The organism is Kitasatospora sp. MAP12-44 (assembly GCF_029892095.1).
GTDB lineage: Bacteria > Actinomycetota > Actinomycetes > Streptomycetales > Streptomycetaceae > Kitasatospora.
The window spans coordinates 1,322,324-1,339,939 of the sequence record NZ_JARZAE010000004.1; the positions used below are offsets into that span (position 1 = coordinate 1,322,324).

Here is a 17,616-nt window from a genome sequence, read left to right on the forward strand (position 1 = left end):
GGCCCTAGGCCGTGCGTCCCATCTCCTCCGCGATCGCGGCGGCGAAGGCGTCGATGTCCGCCTCAGTGGTGTCGAAGGCCGCCATCCAGCGGACCTCTCCGGTGTGCTCGTCCCAGAAGTAGAAGCGGTAGCGCTTCTGCAGCCGCTCGCTGACCTCACGCGGGAGCAGCGCGAAGACGGCGTTGGACTGCACCGGGCGGACGAGCGTCACGCCGTCGATGCCGCGCACCGCCTCCGCCAGGCGGGCGGCCATGGCGTTGGCGTGGCCGGCGTTGCGCAGCCAGAGGTCCCCGGTGAGCAGGGCCTCGAACTGGACCGAGACGAAGCGCATCTTCGACGCGAGCTGCATCGACATCTTGCGCAGGTACTTGATGTTCCGGACCTTCTCCGGGTTGAGCACCACCACGACCTCGCCGAACAGCAGGCCGTTCTTGGTCCCGCCGAAGGAGAGCACGTCCACCCCGGCGTCGGTGGTGAACTCGCGGAACGGCACGCCCAGCGAGGCGGCGGCGTTGGCCAGGCGCGAGCCGTCCATGTGCACGAGCATGCCGCGCTCATGGGCGTGCTCGCAGATCGCCTTGACCTCGTCCGCCGTGTAGAGGGTGCCGAGCTCGGTGCTCTGGGTGATCGAGACCGCCAGCGGCTGCGCGCGGTGCTCGTCGCCCCAGCCCCAGGCCTGCTGGTCGATCAGCTGGGGGGTGAGCTTGCCGTCCTCGGTGGGGATGGTGAGGAGCTTGATGCCGGCGACCTTCTCCGGCGCGCCGCACTCGTCGACGTTGATGTGCGCGCTGCCGGCCGCGATCACCGCGCCCCAGCGCGGGAGCAGGGCCTGCAGGGCCACCACGTTGGCGCCGGTGCCGTTGAAGACGGGGTACGCCTCGGCCTGCGGGCCGAAGTGCGCCTGGAAGACGCTCTGCAGGTGCTCGGTGTACTGGTCCTCGCCGTACGCGACCTGGTGCCCGTCGTTGGCGAGCGCTATCGCGGCGAGGATCTCCGGGTGGACCCCGGCGTAGTTGTCGCTGGCGAAACCGCGGACGGCGGGGTCGTGCCGGCGCTGGGCGTCCGTGGGTTGGGTCATCGGGCTGTCAGCCACTGGTGCTGTCCGTTCAGTTCTGCCGCGGGGCGGGACCAGAGGTCCGCCAGGGTGTCGGCCAGGTCGGCGGTTGCGGTGTAGCCGGTGAACTTGGCCTCCGGCTTCTCGGCCCGCATCTCAGGGGAGAGCAGGGCCTTGATCACCAGAATGACAGCCGCAGCTGTCGGGGTGCCGTCCGCCTGGGTGGTCTCCTTCACGAAGGAGTCGGCCATCGCCAGGGTCCAGGCCTCGGTGGCGGCCTTGGCGGCCGCGTAGGCGGCGCCGCCGGCGGTGGGCTTGTGAGCAGCAGAAGCGGAGATCATCGCGAAGCGGCCGGCCTCGCTGCGCAGCAGCGCGGGCTGGAAGGCGAGCGAGGTGTGCTGCAGGGTGCGGACCACGGTGTCGTGCAGGAAGTCCCAGTCGTCGATGCGCGACTCGTGGAAGGTCTTGCTGCCCCGCCAGCCGCCGACCAGGTGGAGCATGCCGTCGACCCGGCCGTGCTCGGCCTCCAGGTGGTCGGCCCAGTCGTGGACCTCCTGCGGGTCGAGCAGGTCGATGACCTGGCCGCTGATCTTGGCGCCGGGCACGCCGACCCGTACCGCCTCGACCGCCGCGTCCAGGCGCCGCTGGTCGATGTCGGCGCCGATCACGGTCGCGCCGCCGGCCGCGAGGCGGCGCAGAGTGGCCTGGCCGGCCGGGCCACTGGCTCCGGCGACCGCGATGATCTTGCCGTCGAGGTGGTTCATGCCGCAGCTCCCTGGATGCCGGCGCCGGTGATGCCGGCGGTGGCGGCGATGACGCCGCTCAGTTTCTTGTTGAGTGCTTCGAAGAACATGCTGAGCGGAAACTCGTCCGGCAGCACGGCGTCGCAGAGCGCCTTGTTCAGCGCCTTGCCGTTGGCGGCGTCGAGCGGAAGGGCCGCGGGACCCTTGGCCCAGGTGGAGGCCGGGTGCGGGGTCAGGTAGCGGGCGACCAGCTCGTAAGCGGCGATCCAGTGCGCGGTCTTGGGCCGGTCGATGCCCGCGCGGTAGAGGTCCTCGATCTCGCCGCAGAGCGCGTTGGTGACGTCGGCGACGACGTCCCAGTCGATGCTCAGGCGGTTGTCGCGCCAGCGCAGCGCGTCGTGCTTGTGCAGGTAGGCGAAGAGCAGCTGGCCGCCGAGGCCGTCGTAGTTGCGCACCCGGTCACCGGTGACGGTGAAGCGGAACATCCGGTCGAAGAGGATCGCGTACTGGACGTCGCGGCCCTGGGTGTAGCCCTCGGCCTCCAGGCGGACGGCCTCCTTGAAGGCGGTCAGGTCGCAGCGCAGCTCCTCCAGGCCGTACATCCAGAACGGGCTGCGCTGCTTGATCATGAAGGGGTCGAACGGCAGGTCGCCGTGGCTGTGGGTGCGGTCGTGCACCAGGTCCCAGAGCACGAAGGTCTGCTGCGCGCGCTCCTGGTCGGCGATCAGCGCGGCGGCGTCGGCGGGGATCTCCAGGCCGAGGATGTCGACGGCGGAGGCGGAGACGGCGCGGAAGCGGGCGGCCTCGCGGTCGCAGAAGATGCCGCCCCAGGTGAACCGCTCGGGGGCCTTGCGGACGGCGACGGTCTCGGGGAAGAGCACCGCGGAGTTGGTGTCGTAGCCGGCCGTGAAGTCCGTGAAGGTGATCGGGACGAACATCGGGTTGTCGAAGCGGGTGCGCTCCAGCTCGGCCAGCCACTCCGGCCAGACCACGCTCAGCAGGACGGCCTCCAGGTTGCGGTCCGGGTTGCCGTTCTGCGTGTACATCGGGAAGACCACCAGGTGGTCGAGCCCGTCGATCCGCTCGGCAGCGGGCTGGAAGGCGAGCAGCGAGTCCAGGAAGTCGGGCTCGCGGTAGCCGGTGTCGGCCCACTTGCGCAGGTCCGCCTGGACGGCCTCCAGGTAGGCCGCGTCGTGCGGGAAGTGCGGCGCGAGCTCCGCGATGGACTCCAGGACGGTGGCGAGCAGCGGGTCGACGGCGTGGCGCTGGACGGCGGCCAGGTCGATCGAGCCGTCCTTGGACTGCAGCGGGCGCAGGGCCTCGACAGCCTGCTTCAACCGCTGCCAGGCCGGGTGCTCGGCGGAGAACGGGGGGGCCGCCGCAGCGAGCCTCGGCGAAAGATTCTGCATGGGAGACCTACCTCGACAGGAGTAACTGAATCAAGGACACGATAAGGACGAAAGGTTCTCCTGTTCAAGTGGGGTCCTGTGAGAAAATCTACACGTCCTGTGCCATCTGCCCGGAAGCCTTCCGGAAGGATCGACGTCAAGTCCCCCTCCGAGTGAACCCGCTGGTCCGGCCTCCCGCCAGGCGTGCGACGGGCACTGCACGGCCACGCGCACTTCCGTACGCCCCCGTACGCGCCCTGCTCTCCGGGCCGCTGAGCACTGATCGTGGTCGGTATCCGCTTGGTACTTGACCCGCAGTCGAGCGGCGCACAGGGGGGGCCGATGCACGGGGCAGCCGTTCTCAGCTGGTTGCTGGTGATGGTGACGGCCGCCACCGGCGTGCTGTGCCTGGTCCGGATGCGTGGCGCCGAGCCGGGCCGGAGGTCCCTTCACGAGTCCGACTACGAGTCGGCCGCGGCGGAGGCCGCGATGGGCCTCGGCATGGCGGTCATGATCGCGGCGGGCGACCGGCTGCCGCCGCCGCTCTGGGCCGGGCTCTTCGGACTGCTCGCCGCCGTCTCCCTGTTGGCCGCAGCGGGCGGCGGGACGGCCGCCCTGCGGGCGCACCGGCTGCACCACGCCGTGGGAGCGCTCGCGATGGTCTACATGGTGCTGGCGATGGGGGGTGGGCGACAGCAGCCGGGCATGGCGATGGACCCGGCGTCGCCGGGCGTGCCGCTGGTCACCGGGTTGCTGCTGCTCTACTTCGGTTGCTACGCGCTCTGGACGGGCAGCCGGCTGTTCACCGTGAACGGACCCGGCGGGCCGAGCGGGCGCAGCACCCACGGAGTGCTGCAGGGCGGCGATCTGCCCCAGGCGTGCCGGCTCGCGATGGGTGTCGGGATGTTCGCCATGCTGCTGAGCATGTAGCCGGGCCGGCCGGCCGCGTGGCGTTGGTCACTGCGGCGGTGAAGCGGTTCCACGCCGCCCGTGCAGCGCCTAGGTTGACCCTCAGCGTACTGTCGCGCCTTCTCTCCCCGGGGGAGCCCCTGCCATGACGGCCCTGCTCGGCCTGCTGCTGCTCGGTGTGCTGCTCTCCACCGCCGGCCCGGTCGTGCTGGCCCGGGCCCGCTGGGCCGAGCGCGAACCGGTGCTGGCGCTGCTGGTCTGGCAGTGCCTGGTCGTGGCCGTCCTGCTCTGCTGCGTGCTCAGCCTGCTGCTGGCCGTCTCGGCGGCGCTGCCGGAGGTACGGGCACTCTTCTTCACCGGCGCCCCGCACGGGGTGGAGGCCGCCTACGGGCTGGCCGGGGCGGAGGGCTGGGGCCGGTTCTGCGCCGCCCTGCTGGCGCTGGGCGGGCTGCGCACGGCGCTCTCGCTGACCCGGGAGATCCGCTCGGCGCGGGCGCTGCGCGGCCACCGGCACGCCGAGCTGGCCCACCGGGCACCGGAGTTGCCCGCCGGCATCGGTCGACTGCGCACCGAGCGCGAGCGGTTGGTGGTCCTGGAGAACCTGCGACCGGAGGCCTGGTCACTGCCGGGCCCGGGCGCCCGGCTGGTGGTCACCACGGGTGCGCTGCAGCGGCTGACGGCCCGGGAGTTGGCGGCCGTGCTGAGCCACGAGCGCGGCCATGTCCGGGCCCGGCACCACTGGCTCTCGCAGTGCGCGCAGGCGCTGGCGGCGGGCTTCCCCCGGGTCGGGGTGTTCAGCGCCTTCCGGGACCAGGTGGGCGAGTTGGTGGAGCTGGCGGCGGACGACCGGGCCGCCCGCCGGCACGGCCGGCTCACCACGGCGCTGGCGATGGTCGAACTCAACACCGAGCGCGGGGTGTTCGGGCTCAGCTGCCCCGGCCAGCTGGCCCAGGCCCCGCGCCGGGTGGACCGGCTGCTTGCGGGCGAACCCCGGCTGACGGTCTCACGGCGGCTGCAGTTGACGGTGGTCGCGCTGGCGGCCCCCGCCGCGGTGGTCCTGCTCGCGGCGGCGCCCGGGATCAGCGCCCTGGTGCAGCGGCTGCACCACACGCACTGACCGCGTTGCCTCGCCTTCAGTGCTCCTGACGATCCGTCAAGGTCCGTACCAGCACCGCGCGGTGCAGTGGCCGGGCAGCCTCGTAGCGCTCCCGGCCGGCGACTGAGAGCGAGACATAGATCCCGCGGCGGTCCAACTCGCACATCACCCGCTCGACCAGCCCGGCCTTCTCCAGCCTGCCGATCAGCCGGGAGAGCGCGCTCTGACTCAGGTGCACCGTCTCGGCGAGCTCCTGGACGCGTCGGCCGCTCTGCTCCTGCGGCGCCTCGGCGAGCCGCTCCAACACCTCGAACTCGCTCATGCCCAGGCCGTACTGCTCGCCCAGCTCGCGATCGAGAGCGCAGGTGGTGGCCGCGTGGCGGGCCAGCAGGTCGCGCCATTCGGAGACCAGGGAGGCCGTCTCGGCCGGGTCGAGTGTGGACACGTTCGCAGCCTAGCACATGCACAGGAACTATATGCGTCCACATTATATCTACTTGCATTGAGTGCACGTGCATGTAATCTCTGCCCATGACCACAGCCCGGTCCGACGGACCAACCATCCGCCCCGCAGCAGCCGCTGACTCCCCATCCGCTCAGGAGCACTGGAGCCCACGGCTCTGGGGCGCCCTCATCGTGCTCTGCGCCGCCCTCTTCCTCGACGCGCTGGACGTCTCGATGGTCGGCGTCGCACTGCCCTCCATCGGCACCGACCTGAAGCTCTCCACCTCCGCCCTGCAATGGGTGGTGAGCGGCTATGTCCTGGGCTACGGCGGCTTGCTACTGCTCGGTGGACGGGCTGCCGACCTGCTGGGCCGGCGGCGGGTCTTCCTGGTCGCGCTGGCCGTCTTCGCCGCCGCCTCGCTGCTCGGCGGCCTGGTCGACAACGGCGCGCTGCTGATCGGCGCGCGCTTCCTGAAGGGCGTCGCCGCCGCCTTCACCGCCCCGGCCGGGCTCTCCATCATCACCACCACCTTCGCCGAGGGCCCGGCCCGCAACCGCGCCCTGTCGATCTACACCACCTGCGGCGCGAGCGGCTTCTCCCTCGGGCTGGTGCTCAGCGGCCTGCTCACCTCGGCCGGCTGGCGCTGGACCTTCCTGATGCCCGTCCCGATCGCGCTGATCGCGCTGGTCTTCGCGCTGCGGCTGCTCCCCCGCTCCGGTGACGCCGAGCGCGGCTCGGGCGGCTACGACGTGGCCGGGGCGATCACCGGCACCGGCGCGCTGCTGCTGCTCGTCTTCACCGTGACCGAGGCGCAGAGCGCCGGGTGGGCGAGCCTGCGCACGATCGGCTCGCTGGTCCTGGTGGCCGCGCTGGCCGCCGCCTTCCTGCTGATCGAGTCCCGCACCGCACACCCGCTGGTGCGGCTGGGGATCTTCCGCAACGGCAGCGTCGCCCGGGCCAACGTGGGCGCGTTCACCCTGATGGGCAGCTACGCGGGCTTCCAGTTCATCGCCACCCTCTACCTGCAGCGGCTGCTCGGCTGGTCGGCCCTGGAGATGGCCTTCGCCTTCCTGCCGACCGGCGCGCTGGTCGCACTCTCGGCCCCGCGGATGGGCGCCATCGTGGACCGCTTCGGGACCAGCAGGCTGCTCCCGGCCGGGACCCTCGCGCTGACCGCGGGCTACCTGCTCTTCCTGCGGATGGGCCCGCACAGCTCCTTCGTCCCGCTGGTGCTGCCGACCATGCTGCTGCTGGGCGTCGGCTTCGCGCTGGCCTTCCCGTCCGCGAACATCGCGGCCACCGACGGGGTGCACGACGACGAGCAGGGCCTGGCCTCGGGGCTGGTCAACACCGCCGGCCAGGTGGGCGGCGCGCTGGTGCTGGCCGTCGTCACCGCCGTGATCACCGCCGGCAGCCACGGCGGGAGTGACCCGCAGGCCCAGTTGGCCGGCTACCGTCCCGCGGTGCTGCTGGTCGCCGCGGTCGCGCTGGTCGGCCTGGTCGTCACGGCCACCGGCGCCGTCCTGGACCGCCGCCGGGCAGCCGGCCTGCCGGGTCACCCGGTGCGGGGTCACGCGGTACCGGACTACGACTACGGCCGGGACGCCGCGCCGCTGAAGCCGGTAGCGGAGTCGGCGACCGAACTGGTCTGAACACCGGGTCGGCGTCCGCCGGGCAGCCCCCCGCGCTGCCCGGAGGGCGCCGGTCGAAGCCTGCTCCCGGCTCGGGCAAACGGCATCGACGGACTGGGCCCGGTCCGTATATTGGCGTGGGTCAACCAACGTACGGAGCTGACACGATGGCACCTCGCGGGGATTCGGTCAACGAGGAGATGCGCCGTCGCTCCCGGGTGCGCATCATGCGCGCCACCGTCGATCTGGTGGACCGGCGCGGATACGCGGCGACCACGCTGGCCGACATAGCCGAGGAGGCCGGGCTCGCCCGCGGGCTGGTGTCGTACTACTTCGAGGGCAAACGGCTGCTGATGCAGGCGGCCACCCACCGCCTGATGCACCTGCGGCTGGCCGAGGAGCTGGACCGGCTGGCCCCCGACGCGACGCCGCAGAGCCGGCTCGCCTGTGTGATCGACGCGGTGCTCAACCTCGCGCTGGACCACCCTCGGGTGATGCGCTCGCACCTCGCGCTGATCCTGGATCCCGACACCGGCTCCTTCGTGCAGGACCCGGAGCAGCAGCAGCTCGGCGCGATCCTGCAGGACGTCCTCGCGGGGTGGGGCGTGGCCGACCCGGCGGCCGAACACGCGCTGCTGCGCAGTGTGTTGATGGGCGCCTGCATCGGCGTGCTGCTGCCGGGCGCGCAGACGCCGCTGCCGCCGATCCGGGCTGATCTGTTCGCCCGCTACGGGCTGGCCTGGGAGTTGGGCACGCCGCCGCAGCCGCAGGCACCGGCCCGTCGGCAGCTGACGCCCTGGCCCTAAGCCCGTAGCCCGCGACCGCAGCCCACGACCGCAGCCACGACCCGCGGGAGACGGCCTCAGGACTCGGCGAGGATTGAGTTGAGCAGGTCGACGGTGCGCTCCGGGGTCAGGCTGTCGACGCAGAGCCGCTCCATGACCTGCACATAGGCGTCCACGTCGTCGCGCTTGTCCAGGTAGAGCGCGCTGGTGAGTTGCTCGAGGTAGACCACGTCGGCGAGGTCCTGCTCGGGGAAGCGCAGGATGCTGAACGCACCGCTCTCCCCCGCGTGCGCGCCGAAGCGGAACGGCATCACCTGGATCACCACGTTGGGCTGCTCCGCGACGTCGATCAGGTACTGGAGCTGGGCTCGCATCACCTTGGGCCCGCCGACCGGGCGGCGCAGCGCCGCCTCGTCGATCACGGCCCAAAGGCGCGGTCCCTGACCGTCCGTCAGCAGCCGCTGGCGGCGCAGCCGGAGGCCGACCATCCGGTCGATCTCCTCCTCGCTGAGCACCGGGCGGCTCTGCCCGAAGACGGCACGGGCGTACTCCTCGGCCTGCAGCAGGCCAGGGATGAACTGCACCTCGTAGGTGCGGATCAGCGCCGCCGCCTCCTCCAGGCCGACATAGGTCTGGAACCAGCCCGGCAGCACGTCGTTGAAACTGTGCCACCAGCCGGACTTGTTGGCCTCGCGGACCAGGCCGAGCAGCGACTCGCGCTCGCCGCCGTCCTCGACACCGTAGAGGCTGAGCAGGTCGGCGACGTCGCGCTCCTTGAAGCTGACGCGGCCGAGCTCCATGCGACTGATCTTGGACTCGGAGGCGCGGATGGCATAGCCCGCGTCCTCGCGGGTGATGCCGCGGCTCTCGCGCAGTCTGCGCAGCTGGGAGCCCAGGAGGATCCGGCGCACCATCGAGCCGCCGCCGGGCTGAACTGTGGTCATGCCGTGGAAACCTCCGCCTCGGGAAAACAGCGCACAGTCTGCCATCAAACGGGCGCTCACAGTGCCTGTAGTGACAGATGGATCTATCAATTCTGCATCGGCACATCCATCAGCACGCTCAGATGCACGTGCATCCGGCTTCTGCATATGCCAATAGTGCGACTGCACGTGAATCGACTCTTGCATCTGCCGTGAGCGCAGAGCACGATGGTGCACGTGCACCTGCACAACCCCTGAGACAGTCCGCGGGCTTCGCCGTCGACCCCACGCGCGGTTCCGCACAGCAGCCGGGCGCGTTCCCGCGTGTCCGGCATCGTTGTGCGGGCGTGATCGACCATGGCGAAGGCACAGCGGCCGAGCGAGTCGGAGGTGACCGGCATGACCCCGCCGGGTCCAGCCGTGTCCGCCCCCTTATGGGAGGAGCTCTTCATGGGCACCGGTACGGCCTTGGCGGTCGATCCCGACGTCGTCACCTGTACGCTCGCGCCTCGCTACGAGGCGGTCAGAACCGCCCGTGACTTCGCTCGAACCACCCTCCAGCAGTGGGGACTCAGCGACCTCTTCGACGATGTCGCCCTGGTGGCCTCGGAGTTGGTCACCAACGCGCTGCGGCACGCGATCGGCGATCCCACCGCGGCGGAGCTGCGGAGCTCCCCGGTGGTCGGCGGCGGCGGCGCCCGGCACCTGTTCCCGAGCCAACCCGGGCCCGAGCAGTGCCTGGACAGCCGGCTGCCGATCCGGATCAGCCTGGTGCACCGCTCCCCCCAGCTGGTCTGCGCGGTGAGCGACCCCAGCAGCGACGGCCCGGTGACCCGGGAGGCCGACTGGGTGGCCGAGTCGGGGCGGGGTCTGCACCTGGTGGACTCCTTCAGCCGCTCCTGGGGCTGGCACCCGCTGGCCGGGGCCGGGAAGGTGGTCTGGGCGCTCTTCGAGGCTGATGAGGCGGTGGACGGCCCGGCAGGGCACTCCTTGGACCTCTCAGCACCCGGGCGCCACCGCCGCTCGGCCTAGCGAGACCCTGTTGCACACCGAACGCCGCGCCTCCGCGCGGCGTTCAGCTGTTTCCCGGCAGCACCGGCACCCCCCGCGCCCCCGGCGGCACTGCCCCCGGTGCCCGGCAACGCCGAACGCCGCCGCGGCACAGGCCCCCACGACGGCACGGCACCGACCGGCACGCTCAGCCGACCAGGTGGTCGAACTCCCCGTCCTTCACCCCGAGCAGCAACGCCGCGATCTCGGCGCGCGTGTAGATGAGTGCCGGGCTGTCCGGGAAGCGGGAGTTGCGCATGGCGACCTCGCCGCTCGGGAGCGCCGCGAGCTCTACGCAGTTCCCCTTCGAGTTGCTGTACTGGCTCTTCTGCCAGACCACGCCATCGAGGTCCGCAGCCGCCATGCCGTTGTACGTGTGGTGCATAGAAATCTCCCAAGAGCCTGGAGTGCTCGTACCGCTCGGCGCCCGACCGCTCCGACCGCCGGCCGCCTTCCGGCTCGTGCGGGCAGGGCTGATGCCTCACTTGTCGTGATGATAACTCCAGTGCACGTGCATCGGCATGCGATTTTGCGCGTGCACGCGCTTGTACTGGACGTGACAATCGTCGCCACCCCGGGTTCGCTTGACGGTGCGTAAGCGGACATATGATCCCTATTCAGACACCGGCTGGTGACCGGCCGTTGATCGCGAAGCCTGCATCGGACGGCGGGAGCGGGGCCGGATCCCCAGTCGAATGATCAACCGTGCAGCGAATTGCTCACGCACCGTCACAACCCTCATGGCGCATAGGACATTTGAGGCGATATATCCTGTTTGTCCGGCAGTTGACGAAGGTCTGCACCGCTGTGGTGCCAGCCGCCTGCGGAATGCGCGATGGAATGTCCTACGATCTCCGCCATGAGCACTGCTGCCACCCCGGGCGTACCACTGCCCGTCCGCACTCCAGGCTCCCGTGCGCGGGGGCGCCACCGTCGGCCCGAACGGCCCGAGGTGCCGGTCGGCGCGCCGGGGCTGGTGCTCGCCGTTCCGGCCGCGGCCACGCCCGAGGCGGTCGCCGTGGTGGAGGAGATCCTCTCGGTGATCCGCGGCGAGCAGCCGGGCATCTCCGTCGCCGCCGGCGTCCTGAGCGCCGCCGAGGCGCCCGACGCGGACGACGCCACGCCGGCCGAGCACGCGGACCTGGACGCCGAAGCCCTCAGCGGCTTCGTCAGTTTCAATCTGGAGCCGACCGACCGGCCGATGCCGAGCGTGGCCCAGCTGATCGCGAACGCCGCCGAGGCCGGACTGCCCGCTCCGGTGCTGGTCCCGCTGCTGACCGGCCCGCACGAGTGCCTGACTGACCTGCACAAGCTGGCCGCCGAGACCGGTGCACGGGTGACCGACGTGCTCGGCCCGCACCCGCTGCTCGCCGAGGCGGTGCACGTACGGCTCTCCGAGGCCGGCCTCGCCCGCGCCGACCGGGCCAGGCTGTTCGCCATCGCCACCGCGGCCGACGGCGTGGTGCTGACCACCGCCGGCGGCGAGGAGGCGGCCGCGGCGGCCGAGATCACCGGTGTGCTGCTGGCCGCCCGCCTCGCGGTGCCCGTGGTGGCGGCCGCCCTGGACGTCCCCGGCGCGGTGGCCGCGGCGGTCGAGCACCTGCGGGCCACCGGCTCGCAGCGCCCCGCCCTGGCCGCGCTGGTGATCGGCCCGGAGGTGGACGCCGAACTGCTGCGCGCGGCCGGCGAGGAGACCGGCTGCCCGAGCGCCGAGGCGCTGGGCGGCTACCCGACCATCGGTCAGCTGGTGGCCGCCGGCTACCTCGGCGCGGTCGGGACGGCTGCGGCCGAGGCCGAAGCGGCCCAGGAGCAGCGGAACCAGCAGCAGGAGCAGCAGGACTGGCAGGAACAGCAGGGCGAGTAGGGCATAGGGGTCAAGTGGGGCGAAAGGGACAGAATCTTTCGCCCCGTAAGAACTGTGGGTCGGTCATCCGCGCGACGGAGGACCGGCCCACAGGCATGTCCGCACCCCCGGCGGGGCGTCAGGGCGACCCGGGCGTGACCTCGGCGTGACCTTCGGCCGGGGGGTCTTTGGTCCCGTCCGCGGCCGCTCGGCCGGTCGGCGCCGCACTCCCGATTCCGGGTCAGCCACTCCCCCGGCCGGACACGATGTCAGCTGTCGACCGAGCTGAACCACCGGCAATTCCCTTACTCGAACGCCTGATTGTTCGCCATCGGAGCATCCGCCCCCACCCTGGACACCGACGCCCTGTCAGTTGATCTCCCGGGGTGATCTTGAGGGGCCACTGGGACTGGTGTGACCGGTGTCACAGGTGTTTGCGGTTTCAACTTAAGTCTGTCTAACGTGCTCCCGTTCGTGGTCACACGGACCCAGCAATCCGGACGCCGAATCCTGCCACCGGGCCCGCTGGCACCGCACAACAAGCACCACGGCAGGAGCGGGGGAACCAGGTAAGCCGCCCCGGGAACGGTCCTCGGACCGAGACACCCGGAGCTAGGGGTGAAGCCGTGCTCAGCACGGCCGGGCAACTCCAGCCCGAATCCGACAGCTCACCTCGTAGGCGTAGGAGAGGAACGCGACTTCATGCTGCCCATCACCAGTTCGAAGAGCTCGACCCGTACCCGCCGCGTCATCGCCGCCACCGGCCTGGTCGGCCTCGGTCTCAGCCTCCCGTGCATCACCGCCACCACCGCCTCCGCCGCGACCGTCTCCACCTGGGACAAGGTCGCCCAGTGCGAGAGCAGCGGCGACTGGAGCATCAACACGGGCAACGGCTTCTACGGCGGCCTCCAGTTCACGTCCTCCACCTGGGCCGCCTTCGGTGGCACCCAGTACGCCCCCGAGGCGAACCAGGCGACGAAGGACCAGCAGATCGCCGTCGCCGAGAAGGTGCTGGCCTCTCAGGGCCCCGGCGCCTGGCCGGTCTGCTCGATCCAGGCCGGCCTGACCGCCGGCGGCCCGGCCCCCGCCATCAACACCGGGACGTCCGCGCCGGCCGCCGCGACCCCGGCCCCGGCCGCTCCGGCCCCCGCCACCGCCGCTCCGGCCGCCTCCGGCCAGAACACCGCCTCGCAGCACTCCGGCTGGCACCAGGACGCCGCTGCGGGCGCCGACAGCAGCTACACCGTGGCGGCCGGCGACTGGCTCTCCAGCATCGCCCAGAGCCACGACGTCCAGGGCGGCTGGGAGCACCTCTACGAGCTCAACAAGTCGGTCCTGACGCACGGCCCCGACACCATCTACCCGGGCCAGAAGCTCTCGCTCGGCGGCTCCACCGCGACCGCCTCGTGGAGCCACGGCAACTGGGGCCACTCGGACAACTCGGGCACCACCGCCCCGGCGCAGACCCCGGCCCCCGCCACCGCGGCGACCACCACCAGCGCCAAGACCCCCGCCCCGGCGGCCACCGGCAGCATGGCCGCCGCGGTCGCGTTCGCCGAGTCCAAGGTCGGCCAGGCGTACATCTACGGCGGCACCGGCAACGGCGGCTGGGACTGCTCCGGTCTGACCCAGGCCGCGCTGGCCCAGGCCGGGATCTCCATCCCGCGCGTGGCCGCCGACCAGGCCGCCGCCAGCACGCACGTCTCGCTGGACGCGCTGCAGCCCGGCGACCTGCTCTTCTGGTCGAACAACGGCGCCGACTCCGGCGTCTACCACGTCGGCATCTACGTGGGCAACGGCTCCTACGTCGAGGCCGCCAACCCGAGCGTCGGTGTCCACATGGAGACCATCGCCAACTGGGCGCCGGACTTCGCCGGCCGGGTCTGACCCTTCGCCTGACATACGGCGGTGGCCCGCCTCCCCCTCGTCGAGGGGGAGGCGGGCCACCGCCGTATGTGCTCCGCTCAGCCCGTGCGGTGCGGGTTGGCCCCGGTGGAGCCGCGCATCACCAGCTCGGGCTGGAACATGAACTCGGCACGCTGGGCCGGGTTGCCGCCGACCTCCTCCAGCAGGGCGTCCACGGCCGCGGTGGCCATCGCCTCGACCGGCTGGCGGATGGTGGTGAGCGGCGGCTCGGTGAAAGCTATCAACGGCGAGTCGTCGAAGCCGACCACCGAGACGTCCCCCGGCACGCTCAGCCCGCGCTGGCGCACCGCGCGGATCGCGCCGAGCGCCATCATGTCGCTGCCGCAGATGATCGCCGTGCAGCCGCGGTCCAGCAGCGCGCCGGCCGCCGAGTGGCCGCCCTCCACGCTGAAGAGGGTGTGGTGCACCAGCGCCTCGGCCTCCTCGGGCGTCTTGCCGAGCACGGCCTGCATGGCCGCCGTGAAGCCCTCGATCTTGCGCAGCACGGGCACGTAGCGGCGTTGGCCGACCGCCAACCCGATGCGCTCATGGCCGAGTTCGGCCAGGTGCTGGACGGCCATCCACATCGCCGCGCGGTCGTCCGGCGAGATGAACGGCGCGGAGATCTTCTCGCTGTAGCCGTTGATCAGCACGAACGGCACCTGGCGGCCGGTCAGCTTGGCGTACCGGTCGTGGTCGGCGGTGGAGTCGGCATGCAGGCCCGAGACGAAGACGATGCCGGCGACCCCCCGCTCGACCAGCATCTCCACCAGTTCGTCCTCGGTGGAGCCGCCCGGGGTCTGGGTGCAGAGCACGGGCGTGTAGCCGTGCCGGCTGAGCACCTGCTCGATCACCTGGGCCAGCGCGGGGAAGATCGGGTTGCTCAGCTCCGGGGTGATCAGCCCGATCAGGCCGGCGCTGCGCTGGCGCAGGCGGGTGGGCCGCTCGTAGCCGAGCACGTCGAGGGCGGCCAGCACGGTCTGCCGCATCGCGGCGGAGACGCCTGCCTTGCCGTTGAGGACGCGGGAAACGGTGGCCTCACTGACCCCCGCCTGCGCCGCGATATCCGAAAGTCGCGCCGTAGTCACGAGCCCAGAGCCTATTGCAACCATGTCAGACCGCCCACCAAATGGTGCTGTTCGCTGCCAGGACCGTCTCACCATCCACCGCGGCAGCCTCGGCGGAGGCCAGCAGGATACGGCCGGGAGCCGCCATCCGGACCGGCGCGGAGCCGGTGTTCACGGTGCAGACGAAGCCGCCGCTCGGTGCGTCGCGGCGGAACACCAGCACCCCGGCCGGAGCGTCCAGCCAGTCGACCTCGCGGCCCGCGCCGAGCGCCGGGTGCTCGCGGCGCAGCGCCAGGGCGCTGCGGTAGAGCTCCAGGGTGGAGGTCGGGTCGCCGGTCTGCGCCTCGACGCTCAGGCCCGCCCACTCGGCCGGCTGCGGCAGCCAGCTGGGGCCGCCCGCGCTCGGGCCGAAGCCGTACGGGGCCTGCTCGCCGGACCACGGCAGCGGGACGCGGCAGCCGTCGCGGAAGCCGTCCTGGCCGCTGGCGCGGAAGAAGGACGGGTCCTGGCGGGCCTCGTCGGGCAGGTCGGTGACGTCCGGCAGGCCGAGCTCCTCGCCCTGGTAGAGGTAGGCGGAGCCGGGCAGCGCGAGCATCAGCAGGGTGGCGGCGCGGGCCCGGCGCAGGCCGAGCTCGCGGTCGCCGCGCTCGCGGATCTGGGTGCCGCCGGGCGGGTTGGCGAAGCGGGTGGCGTGCCGGGTGACGTCGTGGTTGGAGAGCACCCAGGTGGCCGGGGCGTCGACCGGGCGCATCGCCGAGAGCGAGGAGTCGATCACCTCGCGCAGCTCCTCGGCGTCCCAGGAGGTGCCCAGGTACTGGAAGTTGAAGGCCTGGTGCAGTTCGTCGGGGCGCACGTAGTGGGCGGTGCGCTGGACGGTGGGGGTCCAGGCCTCGGCCACCGCGATCCGCTCGCCCGGGTACTCGTCCAGGATCCGGCGCCAGGCGCGGTAGATCTCGTGCACGCCGTCCTGGTCGAAGAACGGCATCACGTCGTTGCCCAGCAGCTTGAGCTGGTCGTGGCTGCCGAGGTCGGGCAGGCCGGGGGCCTTCACCAGGCCGTGGGCGACGTCGATCCGGAACCCGTCGACGCCCATGTCCAGCCAGAAGCGCAGGATCGAGCGGAACTCGTCGCCGACCGCCGGGTGGTCCCAGTCGAAGTCGGGCTGCTCGGGGGCGAACAGGTGCAGATACCAGTCGCCGGGGGTACCGTCCGGGTCGGTAGTGCGGGTCCAGGCCGGGCCGCCGAAGAGGGACTCCCAGTCGTTGGGCGGGAGTTCGCCGTTCTCACCCTTGCCGGGTCGGAAGTGGTAGCGCTCGCGCAGCGCGCTGCCCGGGCCCTCGCGCAGCGCGCGCTGGAACCACTCGTGCTGGTCGGAGGAGTGGTTGGGGACCAGGTCCACGATGATCCGCAAGTCCTGCGCGTGCGCGTCGCGGATCAGCGCGTCGGCGTCCAGCAGGGTGCCGAACATCGGGTCCACCGCGCGGTAGTCGGCCACGTCGTAGCCGGCGTCGGCCTGCGGGGAGGCGTAGAAGGGGGAGAGCCAGACCGCGTCCACGCCCAGCTCGCGCAGGTAGGGCAGCCGGCTGCGGACACCCGGCAGGTCGCCCATCCCGTCGCCGTTGGAGTCGGCGAAGCTGCGCGGGTACACCTGGTAGATCACCGCGTCCCGCCACCAGCCTTTCGGCTCACCGGAGTTCGCCGCCGCCGGGCCGGAGGTGGCGGCGCGGTCGGGGGCGGCGGCGGTGGGCCGGGAGGTGTCGGCCAGGTTCTGGGTCATGGACGGATCCCTTGGGGACTAGGTGTCGCCCCGGCCGCCGTGGCGACGGCGGCCGGGGCGCGGCAACAGGCAGAGTACTGGTGTCAACTGACGACGCGTCAGCGAGGTCCGATCAGGACTTCGCCGCGCCCGCGGTCAGTCCGGTGACGAGGTGCTTCTGCACCAGGTAGAAGACCACCGAGACCGGGATGGCGATCAGCACGGAGGTGGCGGCCATCAGGTTCCACTGGCTCTCGTACTGGCTGACGAAGCTGGTCAGACCCACCGCGAGGGTCGCGTGGTCGGCGCTCATGAAGGTGGAGGCGAAGGGCACTTCGGCCCAGGCGGTGAGGAAGGTGTAGAAGGCGGCCACCGCCAGGCCCGGGCGGGCCAGCGGCAGGATCAGCCGCCAGAAGGTGCCGAACGGCGTGAGCCCGTCAACCCGGCCGGCCTCGTCGATCTCCACCGGGATGGTGTCGAAGTAGCCCTTGAGCAGCCAGGCGCTGTACGGCACGGCGGTGGTGCAGTACACCAGGATCAGGCCGAGGTAGGAGTCCAGCAGGTTGAGCTCGGCCAGCAGGTAGTACAGCGGCACCATCAGCACCGCGACCGGGAACATCTGGGTGATCAGCAGTGACCACATCAGCGGGCGCAGCCCCGGGAAGCGCATCCGGGAGACCGCGTAGCCGGTGCTGGCGGCGATCATCACGCCGAGCACCGTGGTGCCGCCGGCGACGATCAGCGAGGCGCCCAGCCACTTGAAGAAGTCGGTGTGGCCCAGCACGAAGCCGAAGTTGGACAGCGTCGCCTTGGCGAAGATGCCGCCCGGGTGCAGGTAGTCCATCTTGTCCGGGCCGAGCGCGATGAAGAAGAGGTAGAGCACCGGCAGGACGGCGACCAGCGAGGCCAGGATCAGCGCGCCGTGCGAGAGGACGGCGGCGGTCCGGCTGGTCTCGCCGCGCCCGCGGACCCGGGCGCGCGGGGCGGCGGCCTTGGCGGGGAGGTCGGTGGTGCTCATTAG

The 17,616-nt window shown here is 71.6% G+C and carries 16 protein-coding genes and 1 riboswitch; of the genes, 7 read left to right on the forward strand and 9 right to left on the reverse strand.

All coding sequences use genetic code 11. From position 1 onward, the window contains the following. Positions 1-4: 4 nt before the first annotated feature. From P3T34_RS06605 to P3T34_RS06615, 3 genes are read right to left on the reverse strand one after another with little or no spacing between them, the layout of a single operon-like run. The gene (locus P3T34_RS06605) at positions 5-1,078 is read right to left on the reverse strand and encodes a low specificity L-threonine aldolase (RefSeq protein ID WP_280665044.1); all 1,074 of its coding nucleotides are present in this window, start codon (positions 1,076-1,078) and stop codon (positions 5-7) included. Then, complete coding sequence (locus P3T34_RS06610; RefSeq protein WP_280665045.1) at positions 1,075-1,818, reverse strand: SDR family NAD(P)-dependent oxidoreductase; 744 nt, start codon at positions 1,816-1,818, stop codon at positions 1,075-1,077. The genes P3T34_RS06605 and P3T34_RS06610 overlap by 4 nt, the downstream gene beginning before the upstream one ends. Then, positions 1,815-3,206 carry a DUF6421 family protein gene (locus tag P3T34_RS06615; protein ID WP_280665046.1) on the reverse strand — a complete coding sequence of 464 codons (1,392 nt, stop codon included), beginning with the start codon at positions 3,204-3,206 and terminating at the stop codon, positions 1,815-1,817. Before P3T34_RS06615 ends, P3T34_RS06610 begins: the two co-directional genes overlap by 4 nt. Before the next feature lie 321 nt (positions 3,207-3,527). On the opposite strand from P3T34_RS06615, the gene P3T34_RS06620 reads away from it, so the two are divergent. Further along, a complete protein-coding gene (locus tag P3T34_RS06620) occupies positions 3,528-4,115 on the forward strand; it encodes a DUF5134 domain-containing protein (RefSeq protein WP_280665047.1) in 588 nt (195 codons plus the stop codon). 124 nt (positions 4,116-4,239) lie between these two features. Next, positions 4,240-5,211 (forward strand): M56 family metallopeptidase, encoded by a 972-nt coding sequence (locus tag P3T34_RS06625; protein ID WP_280665048.1) that lies wholly within the window; start codon positions 4,240-4,242, stop codon positions 5,209-5,211. Positions 5,212-5,227: 16 nt separating this feature from the next. On the opposite strand, the gene P3T34_RS06630 is transcribed toward P3T34_RS06625, so the two are convergent. Further along, positions 5,228-5,635 carry a MarR family transcriptional regulator gene (locus P3T34_RS06630; RefSeq protein ID WP_280665049.1) on the reverse strand — a complete coding sequence of 136 codons (408 nt, stop codon included), beginning with the start codon at positions 5,633-5,635 and terminating at the stop codon, positions 5,228-5,230. Positions 5,636-5,721: 86 nt separating this feature from the next. On the opposite strand from P3T34_RS06630, the gene P3T34_RS06635 reads away from it, so the two are divergent. Continuing rightward, on the forward strand, positions 5,722-7,287 hold the full coding sequence (locus tag P3T34_RS06635) for an MFS transporter (RefSeq protein WP_280665050.1): 1,566 nt from the start codon (positions 5,722-5,724) through the stop codon (positions 7,285-7,287). 146 nt (positions 7,288-7,433) lie between these two features. Next, a complete protein-coding gene (locus P3T34_RS06640; RefSeq protein ID WP_280665051.1) occupies positions 7,434-8,072 on the forward strand; it encodes a TetR/AcrR family transcriptional regulator in 639 nt (212 codons plus the stop codon). Positions 8,073-8,128: 56 nt separating this feature from the next. Here the strand turns inward: P3T34_RS06640 and P3T34_RS06645 are convergent, their stop codons facing one another. Continuing rightward, a complete protein-coding gene (locus tag P3T34_RS06645; protein WP_280665052.1) occupies positions 8,129-8,995 on the reverse strand; it encodes a helix-turn-helix transcriptional regulator in 867 nt (288 codons plus the stop codon). A 429-nt stretch (positions 8,996-9,424) separates the two neighbouring features. On the opposite strand from P3T34_RS06645, the gene P3T34_RS06650 reads away from it, so the two are divergent. After that, positions 9,425-10,006, forward strand: coding sequence for an ATP-binding protein (locus P3T34_RS06650; RefSeq protein WP_280665053.1), 582 nt, complete (start codon positions 9,425-9,427; stop codon positions 10,004-10,006). Positions 10,007-10,172: 166 nt separating this feature from the next. On the opposite strand, the gene P3T34_RS06655 is transcribed toward P3T34_RS06650, so the two are convergent. Next, on the reverse strand, positions 10,173-10,409 hold the full coding sequence (locus P3T34_RS06655) for a DUF397 domain-containing protein (protein WP_035804396.1): 237 nt from the start codon (positions 10,407-10,409) through the stop codon (positions 10,173-10,175). Positions 10,410-10,883: 474 nt separating this feature from the next. Between P3T34_RS06655 and P3T34_RS06660 the strand changes: the two genes are divergently transcribed. Together P3T34_RS06660 and P3T34_RS06665 are read left to right on the forward strand one after the other, a co-directional pair. Then, complete coding sequence (locus P3T34_RS06660) at positions 10,884-11,888, forward strand: hypothetical protein (RefSeq protein WP_280665054.1); 1,005 nt, start codon at positions 10,884-10,886, stop codon at positions 11,886-11,888. A gap of 470 nt (positions 11,889-12,358) precedes the next feature. Further along, positions 12,359-12,562: riboswitch (cyclic di-AMP (ydaO/yuaA leader) on the forward strand. A 7-nt stretch (positions 12,563-12,569) separates the two neighbouring features. Further along, positions 12,570-13,754 carry a transglycosylase family protein gene (locus P3T34_RS06665; protein ID WP_280665055.1) on the forward strand — a complete coding sequence of 395 codons (1,185 nt, stop codon included), beginning with the start codon at positions 12,570-12,572 and terminating at the stop codon, positions 13,752-13,754. A gap of 77 nt (positions 13,755-13,831) precedes the next feature. On the opposite strand, the gene P3T34_RS06670 is transcribed toward P3T34_RS06665, so the two are convergent. From P3T34_RS06670 to P3T34_RS06680, 3 genes are all read right to left on the reverse strand, one after another. Then, positions 13,832-14,884 (reverse strand): LacI family DNA-binding transcriptional regulator, encoded by a 1,053-nt coding sequence (locus P3T34_RS06670; RefSeq protein WP_280665056.1) that lies wholly within the window; start codon positions 14,882-14,884, stop codon positions 13,832-13,834. A 1-nt stretch (position 14,885) separates the two neighbouring features. Beyond that, positions 14,886-16,616 carry a glycoside hydrolase family 13 protein gene (locus P3T34_RS06675; protein ID WP_280665057.1) on the reverse strand — a complete coding sequence of 577 codons (1,731 nt, stop codon included), beginning with the start codon at positions 16,614-16,616 and terminating at the stop codon, positions 14,886-14,888. A 112-nt stretch (positions 16,617-16,728) separates the two neighbouring features. Next, positions 16,729-17,613, reverse strand: a complete 885-nt coding sequence (locus P3T34_RS06680; protein WP_280665058.1) for a carbohydrate ABC transporter permease — start codon at positions 17,611-17,613, stop codon at positions 16,729-16,731. Positions 17,614-17,616 lie beyond the last annotated feature (3 nt).